Here is a 14,873-nt window from a genome sequence, read left to right as displayed (position 1 = left end):
GGTGGCGGGGGTTGGGCACTATGAGGGCATGGTGCGTTTCATCCTCAATCTCCTCTGGCTCATCTTCGGCAGCGGCATCGTCCTCGCCATCGGGTACGGCATCGCGGCGCTGATCTGCTTCGTCCTGGTCGTGACGATCCCGTTCGGGGTGGCGTCGCTGCGGTTGGCGTACTACTCGCTGTGGCCGTTCGGCCGGACGCTCACCCCGAAGCCGGGCGCCGGACTGGGTTCGGGCGTGGCCAACGTGCTCTGGGTGATCCTGGCCGGCTGGTGGCTGGCGCTGATGCACGTACTGGCCGGGGTCGCGCTCTGCATCACGATCATCGGGATTCCGTTCGGTATCGCCAACTTCAAGCTCGTACCGGCGGCGTTCTGGCCGCTCGGGCGCGAGGTGGTCGAGATCGACGACCTTCGCCGTCCGGGCGTGGTCGCCTAGCTGCGATAAGTGACGTCCCGGGGGGTCACCACACCCGGACAGACTCGGCGTACGCTCCCGCGACATGAGCGTTGGTAGCGGGCCCACGGGGGCGCCGGGCCGGGGTAAGCCACAGTGGACGGTCGGACTGGTCGTGGTGCTGGCCTTGGCGGGGCTCGTGGTCGCGTTTCCCGGACCGACCACCAGCCCGGCGACCGCCCGGCTCGCCCGTACCGTCGCACCCACCGCCACGGCGACCGCCCGGCCCACCGTCGCGGCCACCCCGGTCGGCGTCTACGCGGCCAGGTTGCCGCGTTTCCCGGCCGCGCCGGTGCCGGAGCCGGTGACCGTACCGGCCGGGGCCTCGGCGGGCTGGTACTCGCGCATCCCCACCACCCAGCCGGTGGCGTTCGTGACCATCGACGACGGCTGGATCAAACGGCCCGAGGCGCGGCAGTTGCTCGCCGAGGCGCAGGTGCCGGTGACCCTCTTCCTCACCATCGACGCGATCAAGGAGAACCCGGACTACTTCCGGCAACTCCAACTCGCCGCGCCCAACGTGGCGATCGAGGCGCACACCCTCACCCACCAGGGACTGCGGGGCAAGTCGTACGCGACCCAGAAGCGGGAGATCTGCGGTTCCGCCGACCGGCTCGGCACGCTGTACGGCCGCCGCCCGGTGCTGTTCCGGCCGCCGTTCGGGGAGAAGGACGGCACCACCCTGCGGGCCGTGCACGACTGCGGTCTGAAGGCGGCCTTCTTCTGGACCGAGTCGGTCGACAAGGGCAAGGTGCGTTACCAGGGTGAACACAAGATCCACCCCGGCGACATCATCCTGATGCACTTCCGCGACCGGTTCGTGGACGACCTCATCGCGGCGCTGAACGCCATCCACGCCGCCGGGCTGACCCCGGCCGTCCTCGGCGACTACATCCGCTGACCGGGCTTTCCGCTGACCGGTGGGTCAGCTCTCGTCCGGGGACCGGTTCTCGCCGCGCCGACGCAGCATGGCCAGGCCCGGAATGCCGGCGATGGCGAGCTTGAGGTCGCGGGTGACGTTGAGCAGGTCGTGGATGTCCGGGCCGACCCGGTCGAGGGTGGCCAGGATCGGCAGTACGTCTGCCGTCAGGTGCCCGGTCAACTTGGGCAGCTCGTCCACCAGCCGGATCGCCGCGTCGACCTCCTCCGGGGTGAGCTGCTCGACAAAACGGCTGGCCATCGGGGCACCCTTGCGCAGCGTGACGGCGTACGCGCCGAGCAGTTCGTCGACCGTACCCATGGTGACCTCGGCCCGGGCCATGGTGGCGGCGGCCCTGCCAGCGACGAGTTCCGCCTCGGCGACCACGACCGCCGCGGCGGCGGCCACCCGGCTCGCCTCGTCGATCGGGGCGGCGGCACGGGCGGTCAGCGTCTGCACCTGGTCGACGGCCTTCTCCGTCGCCCCGACGATCCGGTCGGTCCGCTCCAGTGTGGACTCCATCCGGTCCAGCGCGGTCTCCACCCGGTCCAGCACGGTGCCGATCCGCCGTACCAGCTCCTCGGCCTGGTCGAGTACGCCGATCGCGCGGGCGGGCAGACCGGCGAGCGTGGTCGCGGCGTCGGTGGCCTGACCGACGGCCTGACCGACGGCGAATCTGGTCAGGTCGAGCAGGGCGGCGGGCCGGGGGAGGGGGAGCACCATCCCGCAATTGTGCGTCGCCCGGTCGAGTGCCGCCCGACGGCTGATCCACGGCGGGCGGTGTCCTTCCGCCGGCGTGCCGGTCCCCCGTCCCCCCGTCGGCGGCAACCCGCCGGTTTGCCGATTCCCGGTCCCCCGTTCCCGTCGGCGGCAGCCCCGCCGGTTTGCCGATTCCCGGTCCGGGCGGGCGTCGAAGACCGGAAAATGGAACGGACGGACCGCCAGGGCAGCGGCACGGGCGTGGGCGACGGCGACGGGGGCGGCACAGTGCGCGGAGGCACCGGAACATGACCACGGTCGGTGAGCTGCTGCTGAGCCGGCTGCACGACCTCGGGGTACGGCACGTCTTCGGCCTGCCCGGCGACTACAACATGGAGTTCCTCGACCAGATCGAGGCGTTCGAGGGCATCGACTGGGTGGGTAGCTGCAACGAGCTGAACGCCGCGTACGCGGCCGACGGCTACGCCCGCCTCGCCGGCATGTCGGCCATCCTCACCACCTTCGGTCCGGGTGAACTCTCCGCGGTCAACGGGCTGGCCGGGGCGATGGCCGAATCGGTGCCGATCGTGTCGATCGTCGGCGGACCACCGGTCCGGATCATGGACAAGCACACGTCCATGCACCACTCGCTCGGTGACGGCGATTTCGACCGGTGGGTCCGGATCGGTCGGGAGGTGACCGTCGCCCAGACCAGCCTGACCGCCGAGAACGCGGCCACCGAGATCGACCGGGTGCTGTGCGAGGCGTGGCTCGCCCGGCGGCCGGTCTACGTACGCCTGCCCGGTGACGTGGCCCGGCAGGAGGTGGCCGCGCCCCGGTCACCACTGCCCCGGCCCGAGCCGGTGGTCGACGCCGCGCAGCTCGACGCGTTCACCGGGGTCGCCCGGCGGTTGCTGGCCAACGCGAGCCGACCCGCCCTCCTGGTGGGCAACCTGGCGATCCGGTACGACCTCGGGCAGCTCGTACGGTCGGTGATGGTCGACCGGAACTGGCCGGTGGCGACCCAGGGCATGGGCCGGGGCTTCGTCGACGAGTCCGACCCGCACTTCGTCGGCATCTACAACGGTGGGGACAGCGCCGATCCGGTCCGGCAGGTGATCGAGGGAGCGGACGCCCTGGTCTGTGTCGGCACCAAGTTCTTCGACTGGGACGGACTGTTCACCGCCGACCTGGACCTGTCACTGATCATCGGGCTCAACAGCACCTCCGCATCGGTGGCCGGGGCGATGTTCGAGGGCGTACCGCCGGACGCGGCGCTGCGTGCCCTGTACGGGATCGCGCCGGCGCGTACCGTCGACTGGGAGTCGGCCGTGGCACCCGCCCCCGACCTGGCCGGCGCGCTCGACCCGGCCAGTGACGAGCCGATCGGGCAGGCGCGGCTCTGGCCCGCGCTGGCGGCACTGCTGCGCCCCGGTGACGTGCTCCTACCGGAGACCGGCACCCCGTCGTACGGGGTGGCGACCATCCAGCTCCCGCCGGGAACCGACTGCCTCCAGGCACCCCTGTGGGGATCGATCGGGTACGCCACACCGGCCGCCTTCGGTGCCGGGGTGGCGGCCCCGCAGCGGCGGGTCGTCCTCGTCACCGGTGACGGGTCGTTGCAGCTCACCGTCCAGGAGATCAGTCGGATGCTGGCCACCGGTCAGCATCCGATCATCGTGGTCCTGAACAACGGCGGTTACACGGTCGAGCGCGCGGTCGACGGGGCGCACCAGCGGTACAACGACATCGACAACTGGCGGTACGCGCAGATCCCGTCGGTGTTCGCCCGGGACGCCCCGATCGACGCGCACGTGGTCTCCACCGAGGGCGACCTGGCCCGGGTCTTCGCCGGACTGCCCGGCAGACCGGACCGGTTGACCATCATCGAGCTGCTGCTCGACACCCGGGACATGCCGACCGGCATGCCGCGCTGGGGCCAGGAGACAACCGCCCTCGACTACCAGGCACGGATGGCCGAGGACCCTCCCCAGCTTCCCTGGGGCGGCCTGCCGGAGCAGACGACCTGACCCTCCGGGTTACGCCTCAGCGCGTGTCGCCGTGTTGCTCGACGGCACGCTGCACCGCCCGGTAGATCTGGCCGAACCGCATCGCGTCGGAGATCTGCAACAGCATCAGTTCCTGCCCCTGGCGCTGCACCCAGAGTTCGTAGACGCCCGACCCCCGGTCGTACGAGCGGTCCAACCAGCTCAGCGGGACCTCCAGGAACGGCATCAGGGCCAGTGCGCCCACCACGCAGATGCCGAGGATCGCCGCCGCGAGCAGCCAGTTCCCCCGATCCTGGGCCGCGTACGCGAGTGAGACGACGCAGATCGTCGCGATCAGCGGGGGGACCGAGAGCAGGAAGATGAGCGTGCCGCGTCCGAGTAGCCGGGAGCGGGACCGCAGCGTGCCGCGCCCTCGGGTGTGCCAGACGTAGGTCAGTTCGGCGACCGGTACCCGGTGACCGCCCGCCTGGACCGTCTCGGAGGTCACCTGCACCGTGTCGTCCCGGTAATAGACGGTCACCACTCAAGCAAACCGCGCCTGTCAACAGCCCCAAGCAAACCCCCTCCACCCCTCCACCCCTCCTCCCCTCCTCCCCGTCGACCCCGTCCGGCCACCCCGACGATCTTGCTGTTGTGGTGGTGCACAAACCCAGCCGAATGCCCTGATCCGGGCGCCACAAGTGCAAGATCGTCGAGGGGTCGGGGGTGTGGGGGTTCGGGGGTCGGGAGGGATTGACCGTGATCGGTAGCGTGGGGGCGCGATGGGGTGCGTACGGGGATGCCGGGTTCGTACGACGGGGGTGCGGTGGGCGTGACGGGCTGGAAGAACGCGGGGTGGGCCGTGTTGTTGCTGGTTGGCCTGGCCGCCCTGGCCGGTGTGCCGGCGTTGCTGGCGATACCGCTGCCCAGCGAGGGCGCACCGCTCTCCGACGAGCGGGTCGACATCGGCTTCGGCGCGACCATCGCCCCGCCACCCGGTGCGCGGCTCGATCTGTCCGAATCCCGACCGGGAACCGGCGCCGTGACACTGCTGGCCGGTGGGGTACGCCTGCGCCTGAGCGCGCAGCAGTTCCGCGGCGACGTCGGGCCGTACGTCGCACACGTACGGCACAAGCTCGATCGGGACGAGTGGCTGCGACCGGTCGGCGAACCGGAGCGGGTCACCACCACCGCCGGTGTATCCGGTGAACGGGGCTCGTTGCGTGGTGACGACAGCGTCGACGTCGACCCCGGTTGTTACGCCGTACTGACCGAGCGGTCGATCGGTGTGGTCGTGCTGGCCACCCCGGTGGCGAACTGCGCCGAACTGCCGGCCCCGGTCTGGGCAGCGGTGACCAGCATCGAGATCGACCCGGCGGCGGCACAGTGAACCGCCCGTGGTCGCTGGTCCGTACGCCGAGCTTCTGGATCCTGCTGTCCGTCACCGCGCTCGCCACCGCGGCGACCCTGCTCGTCACCGTGTTCTTCGCCGTACTCGCCCCGTGGTCGACGCTGGTCGGCACGCTCCTGGTCTCCGTCTACGCGGCACTCTTCCTGCTCCTGATCCGGCAGTTCGACCGCCTCGGCACCCGTCCCTGGTGGCTGGTCGCGCTGGCGGGGCTCTGGGGCGCCACGGTCTCGGTGCTGGTCGGCGGGACCGCCGGTTTCACCATCGACGACCTGCTCGGGCGCCTGTTCTCGCCCGAGTTCGCCGGCATCTGGGGCGCCATGATCGTCGCCCCGCCGGCCGAGGAGCTGGCCAAGGTCGCCGGGGTGGTGTTCCTGTTCCTGGCCGCCCGCCCCCACCTGCGTACGGTCTTCGCGGGTGCGGTCTACGGGGCGATCATCGGGGTCGGGTTCGCCGCTGTGGAGGATCTCGGTTACGCCGCATTGGCCGCGGACGACACGCTGCCGGACGACGTCGGCGAGGCACTGCGGATGCTGGTGCTGCGGTTCACCCTGCCAGGTGCGGTCGGTCATCCGCTCTTCACCGCCGTCGCCGGTGCCGGGGTCGCGTACCTCCTCGTCCGTACCGACCGGACGAGGGCGCGGCGGGTGGGTGTTTTTGTCGGCGCCCAGGCGCTCGCCTGGCTGACCCATGCGGCGGTCAACTCGCCGGTGGCGATCGCGGTGTCCGACGGGCTCGACCGGCTGCCCGGGTTCGCCGTGCTGACCGGTTACCTGCTGGTGATCGCGATTCCCGGCGCGGCGTCGTTCCACTGGCTCGCCACGCTCCGCCACGCGGACGCGGTCCGGCTGGCGGAGCGGCTCGGCGCCGGTGGACCGGGGCTGGCGACGGCCGACGAGGCCGCCGCGGTGACCACGCTGGGCGGCCGGGGCCGGGCGGCGCGGGCGGTCGTCCGGGCCCACGGCTGGCGGGCCGGTCGGGCGGCGCTGCGCGTCCAACGGGCCCAGTTGCGGCTCGTCGACCTGCCACCGCAGCCGCCGGTCGTCCCCCAACCGATCTGGTACGCCGCACCCCCGCCCCACCCCTGGCCAACCGCCCATCCCCAGCCGGTCTCGTCTCCCCAGTCGGCCGCTTTCCCCCAGCCGGCCCCGTATCCCTGGCCTGTTCCCCCTGCCCCGCCGGCCGCGCACCCCTGGGCAGCCCCGTATCCATGGCCTGTCGTGCATCCCCGGCCGGCCTGGTACCCATGGCCGCCAGCGCCGGTCCCACCCTTCCCAGCGGTGCAACCACCCGCCGACATCCAAGCCCTGCCCGCCCCGGTGCAACCGCCGGCCGAAATCCAAGCCCTGCCCGCCCCGGTGCAACCGCCGGCCGACGTCCAGGCCCTGCCCGCCCCGGTGCCACCGCCGGCCGACGTCCAGGCCCTGCCCGCCCCGGTGACGCCGCCACCATCGATCGCGTCGGCGGGATCGCTTCCGCCCGCTACTCCCGTGCCGACCGATACTCCGGCTCAGTCGGCCCCGGTGCGGTGGACCCCGCCGATGCCCCCGCCACCGGCGGCGGCTCCGCCGTGGATGTCACCCCCGCCGTGGGGACCCCCTCCGCCGTGGGGACCGCGGCCGCCGTGGGGACCGCCGCCCCCGCCGTGGGCGGGGGTGCCGGGGGGAGTGCCGGTCTACGGGGGTGCGCCGGGTGTGTGGGTACGGCCGTACCCGCCGGTTACCTGGACGAGCGTGGTCCAGCGGCGTACGGCTGAGCTGGCCAAGGCCCGGACGGCGCTGGAGGGGCTGACCGGATCACCCGCCGTGCCGGCCGCCGCTGCCGTACCGGTGCCGGCGCCGACCTGGTTGACCCGTACGGCGATCGGGTTGGCCGTGGTCGGGCTGGCGGCGTGGCCGGCGGTGCCGGTCGCCGGGCTGCTGGTGGCGGTGCCGCTGGTCGGGGCGGCGCGGCGGCACGAGCCGGTGCACCGCGGGCTGCGGTTGGCGACGATCGGAGTGCTGGTCAGTGCCTACTGCTGGGGGGCGAGTGTGCTGGCGCTCGCGCTCTTCCCCGACGTCATCTGAGTGGTCCCGGCAGTCGGGGGTCGGGTCGGCGGGGGCGGTTGGCCGGCTGCCGGTGCTCGACGGCGCGTTGCAGCGCCCGGTAGATCTGACCGAACTTCAGGGCGTCGTGGGTCTGCAGGACCCGGATCGGCTGGCCGTGCCAGCGGACCCAGATCTCCAGCCGGTGCGAACCCCGGGTGTACGACCGGTCCAGGAATTCGAGCAGCAGGTCGGCGACCGGGCCGACGGCGAACCCGACCAGGCACGATACGCCGATGATGGCGAGCGTCACGATGAACGAGGAGTGGAAGCGGATCGCCAGACCGATGCCGAGTACGGCGGCGACCACCGGACCGATCAGGCCGAAACCGAGCGCCCCGCGTCCGGCCAGTACCCGCCAGGAGCGGTCGCCGCGCTGGTGCCAGATCTCGGCGAGTTCGAGCAGGGGATAGGCGCGTTCGCCAACCCGGATCGCCTCGGAGGTGACCCGTACGGACCGGTCGTCGTAATAGGTGATCATTTTCTTCACGTCCTGGTCACGGGGGACACCAGACAACGTACCCAACGAGGGGCGTCGTACTGTGGGTACGCGACTTCGATGTGGAGGTGGAGTGTGGGCGACTTCGTCCGGCTGGAGATCAGCGACGGTATCGGCACCATCCGGCTGGAACGGCCGCCGATGAATGCGCTGAACACCCAGGTGCAGGAGGAGTTGCGATCCGCGGCTGCCACCGTCACCACGGACTCCGACGTCCGTGCGGTCATAGTCTACGGCGGCGAGAAGGTGTTCGCGGCTGGCGCGGACATCAAGGAGATGGCCGACATGTCGTACGTGGACATGGCGGCGCGGGCGGTCGAGCTGTCCAGCGCGCTCGGCGCCATCGCCCGGATCCCCAAGCCGGTGGTCGCGGCGATCACTGGGTACGCCCTCGGCGGCGGCTGCGAACTGGCGCTCGCCTGCGACTGGCGGGTGGCCGCGCAGGACGCGAAACTCGGCCAACCGGAGATCAAGCTCGGCATCATCCCCGGTGCCGGCGGGACCCAGCGGTTGGCACGGCTGGTCGGCCCGGCGTGGGCCAAGGATCTGATCATGTCGGGGCGGATGGTCGACGCCACCGAGGCGCTGGCGATCGGGCTGGTCGACCGGGTGGTGCCGGCCGACCGGGTGTACGCGGAGGCGGTCGCGCTGGTCCAGCCGTACCTGTCGGGTCCGGCCCAGGCGCTGCGGGCGGCGAAGCTGGCTGTCGACGGCGGCCTGGACATGGATCTGAACTCCGGTCTGGCCTGGGAGAGTCAGCTCTTCGCGGCGTTGTTCGCCACCGACGACCGGCGCGAGGGCATGGCCGCGTTCGTGGCCAAGCGGAAACCGGATTTCACCGGCCGGTGACACCGGAGCGGCCGGAAGGGCGAGGGTGGTCCGTCCCGGAGAGAGAGGCGAGTCTTCTTCATCTTTTCCGGGTCGGCCGATAACCTGGGCACCCACGGCGAGGATGAGGGAGCGGCGATGACGGAGCGGATCGAAGGTCACGGCGGCGACTTGGCGGTGGCGGCGCTGCGGGCGTACGGCATCACCGAGATGTTCACCCTCTCCGGCGGCCATGTCTTCCCGCTCTACGACGCCGCACACCGCAGCGAGGTCGACGCCGCCGGCCGACCGCCGATGCGCATCGTCGACGTACGGCACGAGCAGTCCGCCGTCTTCGCCGCCGAGGCGGTGGCCAAGCTGCGCCGCCGTCCCGGGCTCGCCGTGCTCACCGCCGGCCCCGGCGTCACCAACGGCATCTCCGGGCTGACCAGCGCCCACTTCAACGGCTCACCGGTGCTGGTCATCGGGGGCAGGGCGCCGGCCTTCCGCTGGGGCTCGGGCAGCCTCCAGGAGATCGACCACCTGCCCCTGGTCACCCCGGTCACCAAGCACGCCGCCACCGTCTTCGACACCGACGGGATCCCGGGCGCGATCGAGACCGCGCTGACCGCCGCGCTCAGCCCGCACCGCGGCCCGGTCTTCCTCGACCTGCCGCTGGAGGTCGTCTTCTCGGTCGGCGAGGCCACCGCGCCGGGCGCCGCGGCGATCGCCCCGCTCGAACCCGATCAGGACGAGGTGGCCAAGGCCGGTCGGCTGATCGCCGGCGCCCAGCGCCCCGTGATCATCGCCGGTTCGGACGTCTACGCCGGTGACGCCACCGCCGCGCTGCGCGAGGCAGCCGAAGCGCTACAGGTCCCGGTCTTCACCAACGGCATGGGTCGGGGATCCCTCCCGCCCGAGCACCCGCTCGCCTTCGCCAAGGCCCGCCGGACCGCCCTCAACGGCGCGGACGTGATCGTGGTGGTCGGGACCCCGCTCGACTTCCGGCTCGGCTTCGGCGACTTCGGCGACGCCCAGCTCGTACACATCGTGGACGCGCCCACCCAGCGGGCCACCCACGTCCAGCCGGCCGTCAGCCCCGCCGGTGACCTGCGCCTGATCCTCTCCGCGCTCGCCGACCACGAGGGCGACCGTGAGGACCACGCGAGCTGGATCGCCGACCTGCGTTCGGTCGAGAACGCGGCGAAGAAGCGGGACGCGGACGAGATGGCGGCCGAGTCCGACCCGATCCGCCCGGCGCGGGTCTACGGCGAGCTGCGGCGGGTCCTGGACCCGGACGCGGTCACCATCGGCGACGGGGGCGACTTCGTCTCGTACGCCGGTCGGTACCTGGAGCCGTCCCAGCCCGGCACCTGGCTCGACCCCGGCCCGTACGGGTGCCTCGGCACCGGCATGGGCTACGCGATGGGGGCCAGGGTCACCCACCCCGACCGTCAGGTCTGTGTGCTGATGGGCGACGGGGCGGCCGGGTTCTCGCTGATGGACGTCGAGTCGCTGGCCCGGCAGAAGCTGCCGGTGGTGATCGTGGTCGGCAACAACGGCATCTGGGGGCTGGAGAAGCACCCGATGAACGCCATGTACGGCTACGACGTCGCCGCCGACCTGCAACCCGAGCTGCGCTACGACGACGTGGTGACCGCGCTCGGCGGGGCGGGGGAGACGGTCGCCAAGGCCGGCGACCTGCGTCCGGCGCTGAAGCGGGCGTTCGACTCCGGGGTGCCGTACCTGGTCAACGTGCTGACGGACCCGGCGGACGCGTACCCGCGCTCATCCAACCTGGCCTGATCCGGCCGGTGCCGCCCCGGCGGACGCCTCCCCGGCCGGGGTCGGCTCCTCGGCCGGGGTCGGTTCCTCGGCCGGGCGGCGGGCGGTCAGCAGCAACGGGAGCAGGACGACACCCAGGACGTACGGGGTGAACATGTACCGGGCGCCCTGCATGTTGTTGATCGCCAGCACCGAGAGCTGGTTCCCGGCGGTGAGGCTGGCCAGGGCGAGTACGCCCAGGTCACGGCGTCGCCAGGCGACCAGCCCGACCACCAGGTACGCCGCGTACGCCCAGCTCGCCCCGCGCCACCAGAGCCACTCCGGGGCGACCGTACGGGCGTTGAGCTTCACCGCGAGATCGGCGGCCCGCTGGCTGAGCGGGGCGGAGTACGCCGCGTGCGCGGCGGGACTGGCCCGGAACAACGGGTCCCGCGCGACGTACGCCTTGACCGACCACGGGTTCGGGTTGCGGGCGACGTTCCCGGTCGACGCGGGGTTCCAGGCGATCGAGCTGCGGCAGAGCCGGGAGCCGATCACCTCGCCCGGTGAGCGTTCCAGCAGCCGTCCCCAGATCGCCACCAGCTCCGACTTGTGCTCGGCGGCGGCCTCCCGGTCGAACGGCGTCGCCCAGACGGTCGGGTCGACCGAGTAGCAGTCGGCCGACTCCCGCCAGTGGCTCAGCGGCGCCACCTGGGTCATCACCGCCGTGTCGGCGGCGGGGAAGCCGGCCGGGTCTTCGGCGTAGCCGACCGCGATGTCACCGAACAGGGTCTCCAGCGCGACCAGCGAGCCGGCGTCGCGTACGCCGAGGGCGGGCAGCAGCAGCCAGTTGGTCAGCAGCGCGAGGGTGATGGCGGTGACGCCCGCGACGATCATCCGTACCGCGGTTCCGCGCAGCACCAGCAGGCAGACCACGATCAGGACGGCGGTCACGATGAACCCGTTCTGCCGGAACAGGCAGAGCAGGGTCAGTTCGGCCAGCAGGGCGAGGAACAGGCCACGGGGGAGCAGCGGCGTTTCGCCGGCCCGGCGGCGGGCGACCAGACGGGCGACGGTGCCGAGCAGGAAGACGTGGACGATGACAAACGGCACGTCCTTCCAGACCGCCAGCACGAACGAGCCGACCGGTGGGAGGGCGACCAGTACGACGGCGGCGGCGGTCCAGAGCCAGCCGGGTCCGCCGAGCCGCCGCAGCCCGGTCACCGCGTACGTCAGCCCGGTGGCGAGCGCCACCGTCTGGAGCAGGGCGAGCGCGCCGACCCCGCCGGTGATCTGCAGCGACAGCCAGACCAGGGCGGTGTACGTGATCGGGTGGTGGGTGTTCCAGTTCCCGGTGGTCGACTGCCACATGTAGTTGAGCGAGTCGGGGCTGAACAGGCCGGGATAGAAGGCGACCCACCAGAACAGCAGGACGAGCTGGGTGGCGGCGAAGCTGACCAGCGCGTACACCGGCAACCGGTCGCGGCTGACCAGACGCCACCGGGCGGGGGCGGGCGGATCGGTGTCGGAGCGTGGGCCGGTCTCGACCGATGCGTCGTCGTCCATCTCCGCCGTCTCTGGAAGCGTCTCGCGCGGGCACCGTGACCGTGCGTACCGGCCGGTGCCGGACGCGGGTCAAGGCGCCATGGTACGACCGGCCGCCCGCGCCGGGTGAATCGGAGCGGTCGATCCGTACACCCCGGTGGTTCCCGCCCGATTCGTTCGGGTCACGCCTCGGGGCGCTTCTCCTCCACCGGCGGGTCGTCGGTCTCCCGGCGCCGGATCTCACCCTCGCGGCGGCGCAGGTCCTGTTCCCAGCGCTCGAACAGCTCCCGGTCCTTTTTCGCCTGCTCGTCGGCGAGGGAGGTGAGGAACTCGGGGTTGTCGTCCGGTGCCACCGGCCGGCGCCGCTCGGGGGCGCGTCCACCGGCGGTGCCGCGCTGGGCGGCGGGGACCGGGCGGCCGGCGAGGAACCAGGCGATCGGGCCGACCAGCGGGACGAGAATTATCGGCACCCAGAGGAACCGGGGCAGGGCACGGATGTCAGCCTTGTCCGCGCTGAGGCAGCTGATCAGCGCGATCGCGGCGAGGACGACGTGCGCGACAAAGGCAAATAACATCAGGCGAACCATAAGGCAATGATGACCCACCGGGGCACCTCATCCTAGTGCGCCTACCACCAGCAGCAGGCCAAGTCCGGCGTAACCGACGGTGACCAGGGCCAGCAGGGGCACGGTTCGGCCGCCGGCGGGTCGCGACGGGTTCCGGCTCGCCCGCCGGGTGATCGTGGCCCCGAGGGCGAGCAGCGCTGCCGCCAGGCCGGCGGAGACCACCAACGTGACGGCCATCCCGTCCGCCAGGGCCAGCCGTACGGTGAGCGCGGCGACGGCGGCGAACGCCAGCCCGGTACGCCGACGCGCCAGCCGGGTCCGTTCCGGTTGCAGTCCGGGATCGCGGTCGATCCGTTCCGGTGGCCGACCGGGATCCGGGTTCATCCGCTCCGCACCACCTTCAGCAGGACCGTCGCGACCAGCAGCAGGGCGCCGACGGCGACCGCGAGGGCGAGCAGGGCGGGGAACCGGGACGGGGGCAGTTCGGTGCCGAGCCGGATGGCGCGCTCGGTGCGTACCCAGCGGTCGACGGCGTGCAGCGCGACCGCCCCGCCGAGCACCAGCAGTGCGACGGAGATCGCCTCGCGCAGGTGGGCCAGTGGCAGCGGGGGGAGGAACTGGGCGATGGCCAGGCCCCCGGCGATGAGCGCCAGCCCCGTACGCAGCCAGGCGAGGAAGGTGCGCTCGTTGGCGAGGGAGAACCGGTAGTCGGGCCGGGTGCCGACCTGGTGCAGCCGTTCCGGGTTCCACCACTGCCTGATCGTTTCGCGCACGACCCGAATTATCCGGTCGACGTCGCCCGTAGCCTGGGTGGGTGACTGATCTGGACGTTTTCACACTGCGGACCGCGTACGACAACCAGTTGCGGGCGCGGGTGCCGGACCCGATGCCGGCCGGGGCGTCGGTGGAGCGGGACGGGCCGCTGCTGCGGTTCCTCGGGCTCGACCACGGGGGTTTCCTCGGTTACCGGGACCTCGGCGGGTTGACCGGTGCGGCGCTGGACGACCTGATCAACCGGCAGCGGGAGATCTTCGCCGAGCGGGGCGAGTCGGTGGAGTGGAAGCTGCACGGGCACGACGAGCCCGCCGATCTGCCGGACCGGCTGCGGGCCGCCGGGTTCGTGCCGGAGGAAGAGGAGACCGTGGTGATCGGCCCGGTCGCGGCCCTGTCGGCCACGCTTCCGGTGCCGCCGCCCGGCGTACGGCTGCGTGAGGTGACCGCCCGCGCGGACCTGGACCGGATCGCGGAGATGGAGTCGATCGTCTGGGGTGAGCCGCGCGACTGGCTGGCCGACGCGCTGGAGCGGGAGCTGGCGGTGGACCCGGCCGTCTCGCACGCAGGGGCGGGCGCGGACGGCTCGGAGGTCTGGCCGCAGTCGCTGACCGTGGTGGTGGCCGAGGACGTCGAGTCGGGCCGGGTGGTGAGCGCCGGTTGGGTCCGGTACGTCGCCGGCACCGGGTTCGCGACCCTCTGGGGCGGTTCGACCCTGCCGGACTGGCGGGGTCGGGGGATCTACCGGGCGCTGGTCACCTACCGGGCGCGTCTCGCCGACGCCCGTGGTTTCACCCTGTTGCAGGTGGACGCCTCGCCGGACAGTCGGCCGATCCTGGAGCGACTCGGCTTCGTCGTGGTCACCACGACCACCCCGTACGTCTACACTCCTTAACCGTGTCCGAGCCGCTCAGTGATGAGGAGAGGATGACCCTCAAGAGGGCGGCGTTCGGCGCGGTCTTCCTGGTCTCCAACGCCGATCCCGGCGTGCTCTCCATGGTCAGGGAGAGCTTCGCCGCCTCCAACGCGATCGCCGGGAGCACCGGCCTGGTCCGGGAGGTGCTGACCACCGGTGGCCTGCCCCGGTTCACCTCGGCCCGGCCGGGCGACCTGAAGCCCGACGAGGTGGAGTCGGTGGCGCTGCCGGCGCTGCGCAGTGCCGTACGGATCCTGCGCGCCAAGGCCCCGGACGAGTTGGAGAACTACCGGGAGACGGTGCTGCGCGCCGGTGACGAGGTGGCGCGGGCCTCGGACGGGGTGAGCGAGGCGGAGTCGGCGATGCTGGACAAGATCAGGGACGCGTTGTCCATTTCCTGAGCCCACCCCACCCGGCCCGGTCGGGCAGCGGTGAGCTGTGTCACCCTGAGTG

16 protein-coding genes are annotated in these 14,873 nt (G+C 72.1%); 9 read left to right on the top strand and 7 right to left on the bottom strand.

What is annotated here, in order from left to right:
• Positions 1-28: 28 nt before the first annotated feature.
• Both OIE47_RS06475 and OIE47_RS06470 read left to right on the top strand, forming a co-directional pair.
• On the top strand, positions 29-436 hold the full coding sequence (locus OIE47_RS06475) for a YccF domain-containing protein (RefSeq protein WP_326560583.1): 408 nt from the start codon (positions 29-31) through the stop codon (positions 434-436).
• 64 nt (positions 437-500) lie between these two features.
• Positions 501-1,355: a polysaccharide deacetylase family protein gene (locus OIE47_RS06470; RefSeq protein WP_326560582.1), complete on the top strand. Its 855-nt coding sequence runs from the start codon at positions 501-503 to the stop codon at positions 1,353-1,355.
• A gap of 24 nt (positions 1,356-1,379) precedes the next feature.
• Here OIE47_RS06470 and OIE47_RS06465 read toward each other — a convergent pair whose 3' ends face one another.
• On the bottom strand, positions 1,380-2,096 hold the full coding sequence (locus OIE47_RS06465) for a hypothetical protein (protein WP_326560581.1): 717 nt from the start codon (positions 2,094-2,096) through the stop codon (positions 1,380-1,382).
• A gap of 284 nt (positions 2,097-2,380) precedes the next feature.
• On the opposite strand from OIE47_RS06465, the gene OIE47_RS06460 reads away from it, so the two are divergent.
• On the top strand, positions 2,381-4,102 hold the full coding sequence (locus tag OIE47_RS06460; protein WP_326560580.1) for an alpha-keto acid decarboxylase family protein: 1,722 nt from the start codon (positions 2,381-2,383) through the stop codon (positions 4,100-4,102).
• 16 nt (positions 4,103-4,118) lie between these two features.
• On the opposite strand, the gene OIE47_RS06455 is transcribed toward OIE47_RS06460, so the two are convergent.
• On the bottom strand, positions 4,119-4,601 hold the full coding sequence (locus OIE47_RS06455; RefSeq protein WP_326560579.1) for a DUF6232 family protein: 483 nt from the start codon (positions 4,599-4,601) through the stop codon (positions 4,119-4,121).
• Between the two features lie 291 nt (positions 4,602-4,892).
• Here OIE47_RS06455 and OIE47_RS06450 point away from each other — a divergent pair, with 291 nt between their 5' ends.
• Entirely contained in the window at positions 4,893-5,450 is a 558-nt protein-coding gene (locus tag OIE47_RS06450) for a hypothetical protein (RefSeq protein ID WP_326560578.1), read from the top strand.
• Positions 5,447-7,534: a PrsW family glutamic-type intramembrane protease gene (locus OIE47_RS06445; protein ID WP_326560577.1), complete on the top strand. Its 2,088-nt coding sequence runs from the start codon at positions 5,447-5,449 to the stop codon at positions 7,532-7,534. Before OIE47_RS06450 ends, OIE47_RS06445 begins: the two co-directional genes overlap by 4 nt.
• Here the strand turns inward: OIE47_RS06445 and OIE47_RS06440 are convergent.
• Positions 7,527-8,033 carry a DUF6232 family protein gene (locus tag OIE47_RS06440; RefSeq protein ID WP_326560576.1) on the bottom strand — a complete coding sequence of 169 codons (507 nt, stop codon included), beginning with the start codon at positions 8,031-8,033 and terminating at the stop codon, positions 7,527-7,529. The two genes, OIE47_RS06445 and OIE47_RS06440, sit on opposite strands and share 8 nt — an antisense overlap.
• A 93-nt stretch (positions 8,034-8,126) precedes the next feature.
• On the opposite strand from OIE47_RS06440, the gene OIE47_RS06435 reads away from it, so the two are divergent.
• Together OIE47_RS06435 and OIE47_RS06430 are read left to right on the top strand one after the other, a co-directional pair.
• Entirely contained in the window at positions 8,127-8,900 is a 774-nt protein-coding gene (locus tag OIE47_RS06435) for an enoyl-CoA hydratase/isomerase family protein (RefSeq protein ID WP_326560575.1), read from the top strand.
• A 117-nt stretch (positions 8,901-9,017) separates the two neighbouring features.
• A complete protein-coding gene (locus OIE47_RS06430; RefSeq protein WP_326560574.1) occupies positions 9,018-10,664 on the top strand; it encodes an acetolactate synthase in 1,647 nt (548 codons plus the stop codon).
• On the opposite strand, the gene OIE47_RS06425 is transcribed toward OIE47_RS06430, so the two are convergent.
• The 4 genes from OIE47_RS06425 to OIE47_RS06410 form a co-directional block, all read right to left on the bottom strand.
• The gene (locus tag OIE47_RS06425) at positions 10,647-12,188 is read right to left on the bottom strand and encodes a DUF6020 family protein (protein WP_326560573.1); all 1,542 of its coding nucleotides are present in this window, start codon (positions 12,186-12,188) and stop codon (positions 10,647-10,649) included. The genes OIE47_RS06430 and OIE47_RS06425 overlap by 18 nt on opposite strands.
• Positions 12,189-12,349: 161 nt before the next feature.
• Positions 12,350-12,754 (bottom strand): PLD nuclease N-terminal domain-containing protein, encoded by a 405-nt coding sequence (locus OIE47_RS06420; protein ID WP_326560572.1) that lies wholly within the window; start codon positions 12,752-12,754, stop codon positions 12,350-12,352.
• 27 nt (positions 12,755-12,781) lie between these two features.
• Positions 12,782-13,117, bottom strand: a complete 336-nt coding sequence (locus OIE47_RS06415; RefSeq protein WP_326560571.1) for a DUF202 domain-containing protein — start codon at positions 13,115-13,117, stop codon at positions 12,782-12,784.
• On the bottom strand, positions 13,114-13,506 hold the full coding sequence (locus OIE47_RS06410; RefSeq protein ID WP_326560570.1) for a YidH family protein: 393 nt from the start codon (positions 13,504-13,506) through the stop codon (positions 13,114-13,116). The genes OIE47_RS06415 and OIE47_RS06410 overlap by 4 nt, the downstream gene beginning before the upstream one ends.
• 41 nt (positions 13,507-13,547) lie before the next feature.
• Here OIE47_RS06410 and OIE47_RS06405 point away from each other — a divergent pair, with 41 nt between their 5' ends.
• Both OIE47_RS06405 and OIE47_RS06400 read left to right on the top strand, forming a co-directional pair.
• Positions 13,548-14,399: a GNAT family N-acetyltransferase gene (locus tag OIE47_RS06405; RefSeq protein ID WP_326560569.1), complete on the top strand. Its 852-nt coding sequence runs from the start codon at positions 13,548-13,550 to the stop codon at positions 14,397-14,399.
• Between the two features lie 32 nt (positions 14,400-14,431).
• Positions 14,432-14,821, top strand: coding sequence for a hypothetical protein (locus OIE47_RS06400; RefSeq protein ID WP_326560568.1), 390 nt, complete (start codon positions 14,432-14,434; stop codon positions 14,819-14,821).
• The last annotated feature ends 52 nt before the right edge of the window (positions 14,822-14,873 follow it).

The organism is Micromonospora sp. NBC_01796, from assembly GCF_035917455.1.
Taxonomy (GTDB): domain Bacteria; phylum Actinomycetota; class Actinomycetes; order Mycobacteriales; family Micromonosporaceae; genus Micromonospora_G.
This window is presented reverse-complemented; position numbering and strand designations above follow the sequence as displayed.

What these genes read in the sequence shown, in the direction of transcription:
- OIE47_RS06465 (WP_326560581.1), bottom strand. Translation starts at nt 2,096, where the DNA reads ATGGTGCTCCCCCTCCCCCGGCCCGCCGCCCTGCTCGACCTGACCAGA.
- OIE47_RS06470 (WP_326560582.1), top strand. Translation starts at nt 501, where the DNA reads ATGAGCGTTGGTAGCGGGCCCACGGGGGCGCCGGGCCGGGGTAAGCCA.
- OIE47_RS06420 (WP_326560572.1), bottom strand. Translation starts at nt 12,754, where the DNA reads ATGGTTCGCCTGATGTTATTTGCCTTTGTCGCGCACGTCGTCCTCGCC.
- OIE47_RS06400 (WP_326560568.1), top strand. Translation starts at nt 14,432, where the DNA reads ATGACCCTCAAGAGGGCGGCGTTCGGCGCGGTCTTCCTGGTCTCCAAC.
- OIE47_RS06425 (WP_326560573.1), bottom strand. Translation starts at nt 12,188, where the DNA reads ATGGACGACGACGCATCGGTCGAGACCGGCCCACGCTCCGACACCGAT.
- OIE47_RS06415 (WP_326560571.1), bottom strand. Translation starts at nt 13,117, where the DNA reads ATGAACCCGGATCCCGGTCGGCCACCGGAACGGATCGACCGCGATCCC.
- OIE47_RS06460 (WP_326560580.1), top strand. Translation starts at nt 2,381, where the DNA reads ATGACCACGGTCGGTGAGCTGCTGCTGAGCCGGCTGCACGACCTCGGG.
- OIE47_RS06430 (WP_326560574.1), top strand. Translation starts at nt 9,018, where the DNA reads ATGACGGAGCGGATCGAAGGTCACGGCGGCGACTTGGCGGTGGCGGCG.
- OIE47_RS06440 (WP_326560576.1), bottom strand. Translation starts at nt 8,033, where the DNA reads ATGATCACCTATTACGACGACCGGTCCGTACGGGTCACCTCCGAGGCG.
- OIE47_RS06475 (WP_326560583.1), top strand. Translation starts at nt 29, where the DNA reads ATGGTGCGTTTCATCCTCAATCTCCTCTGGCTCATCTTCGGCAGCGGC.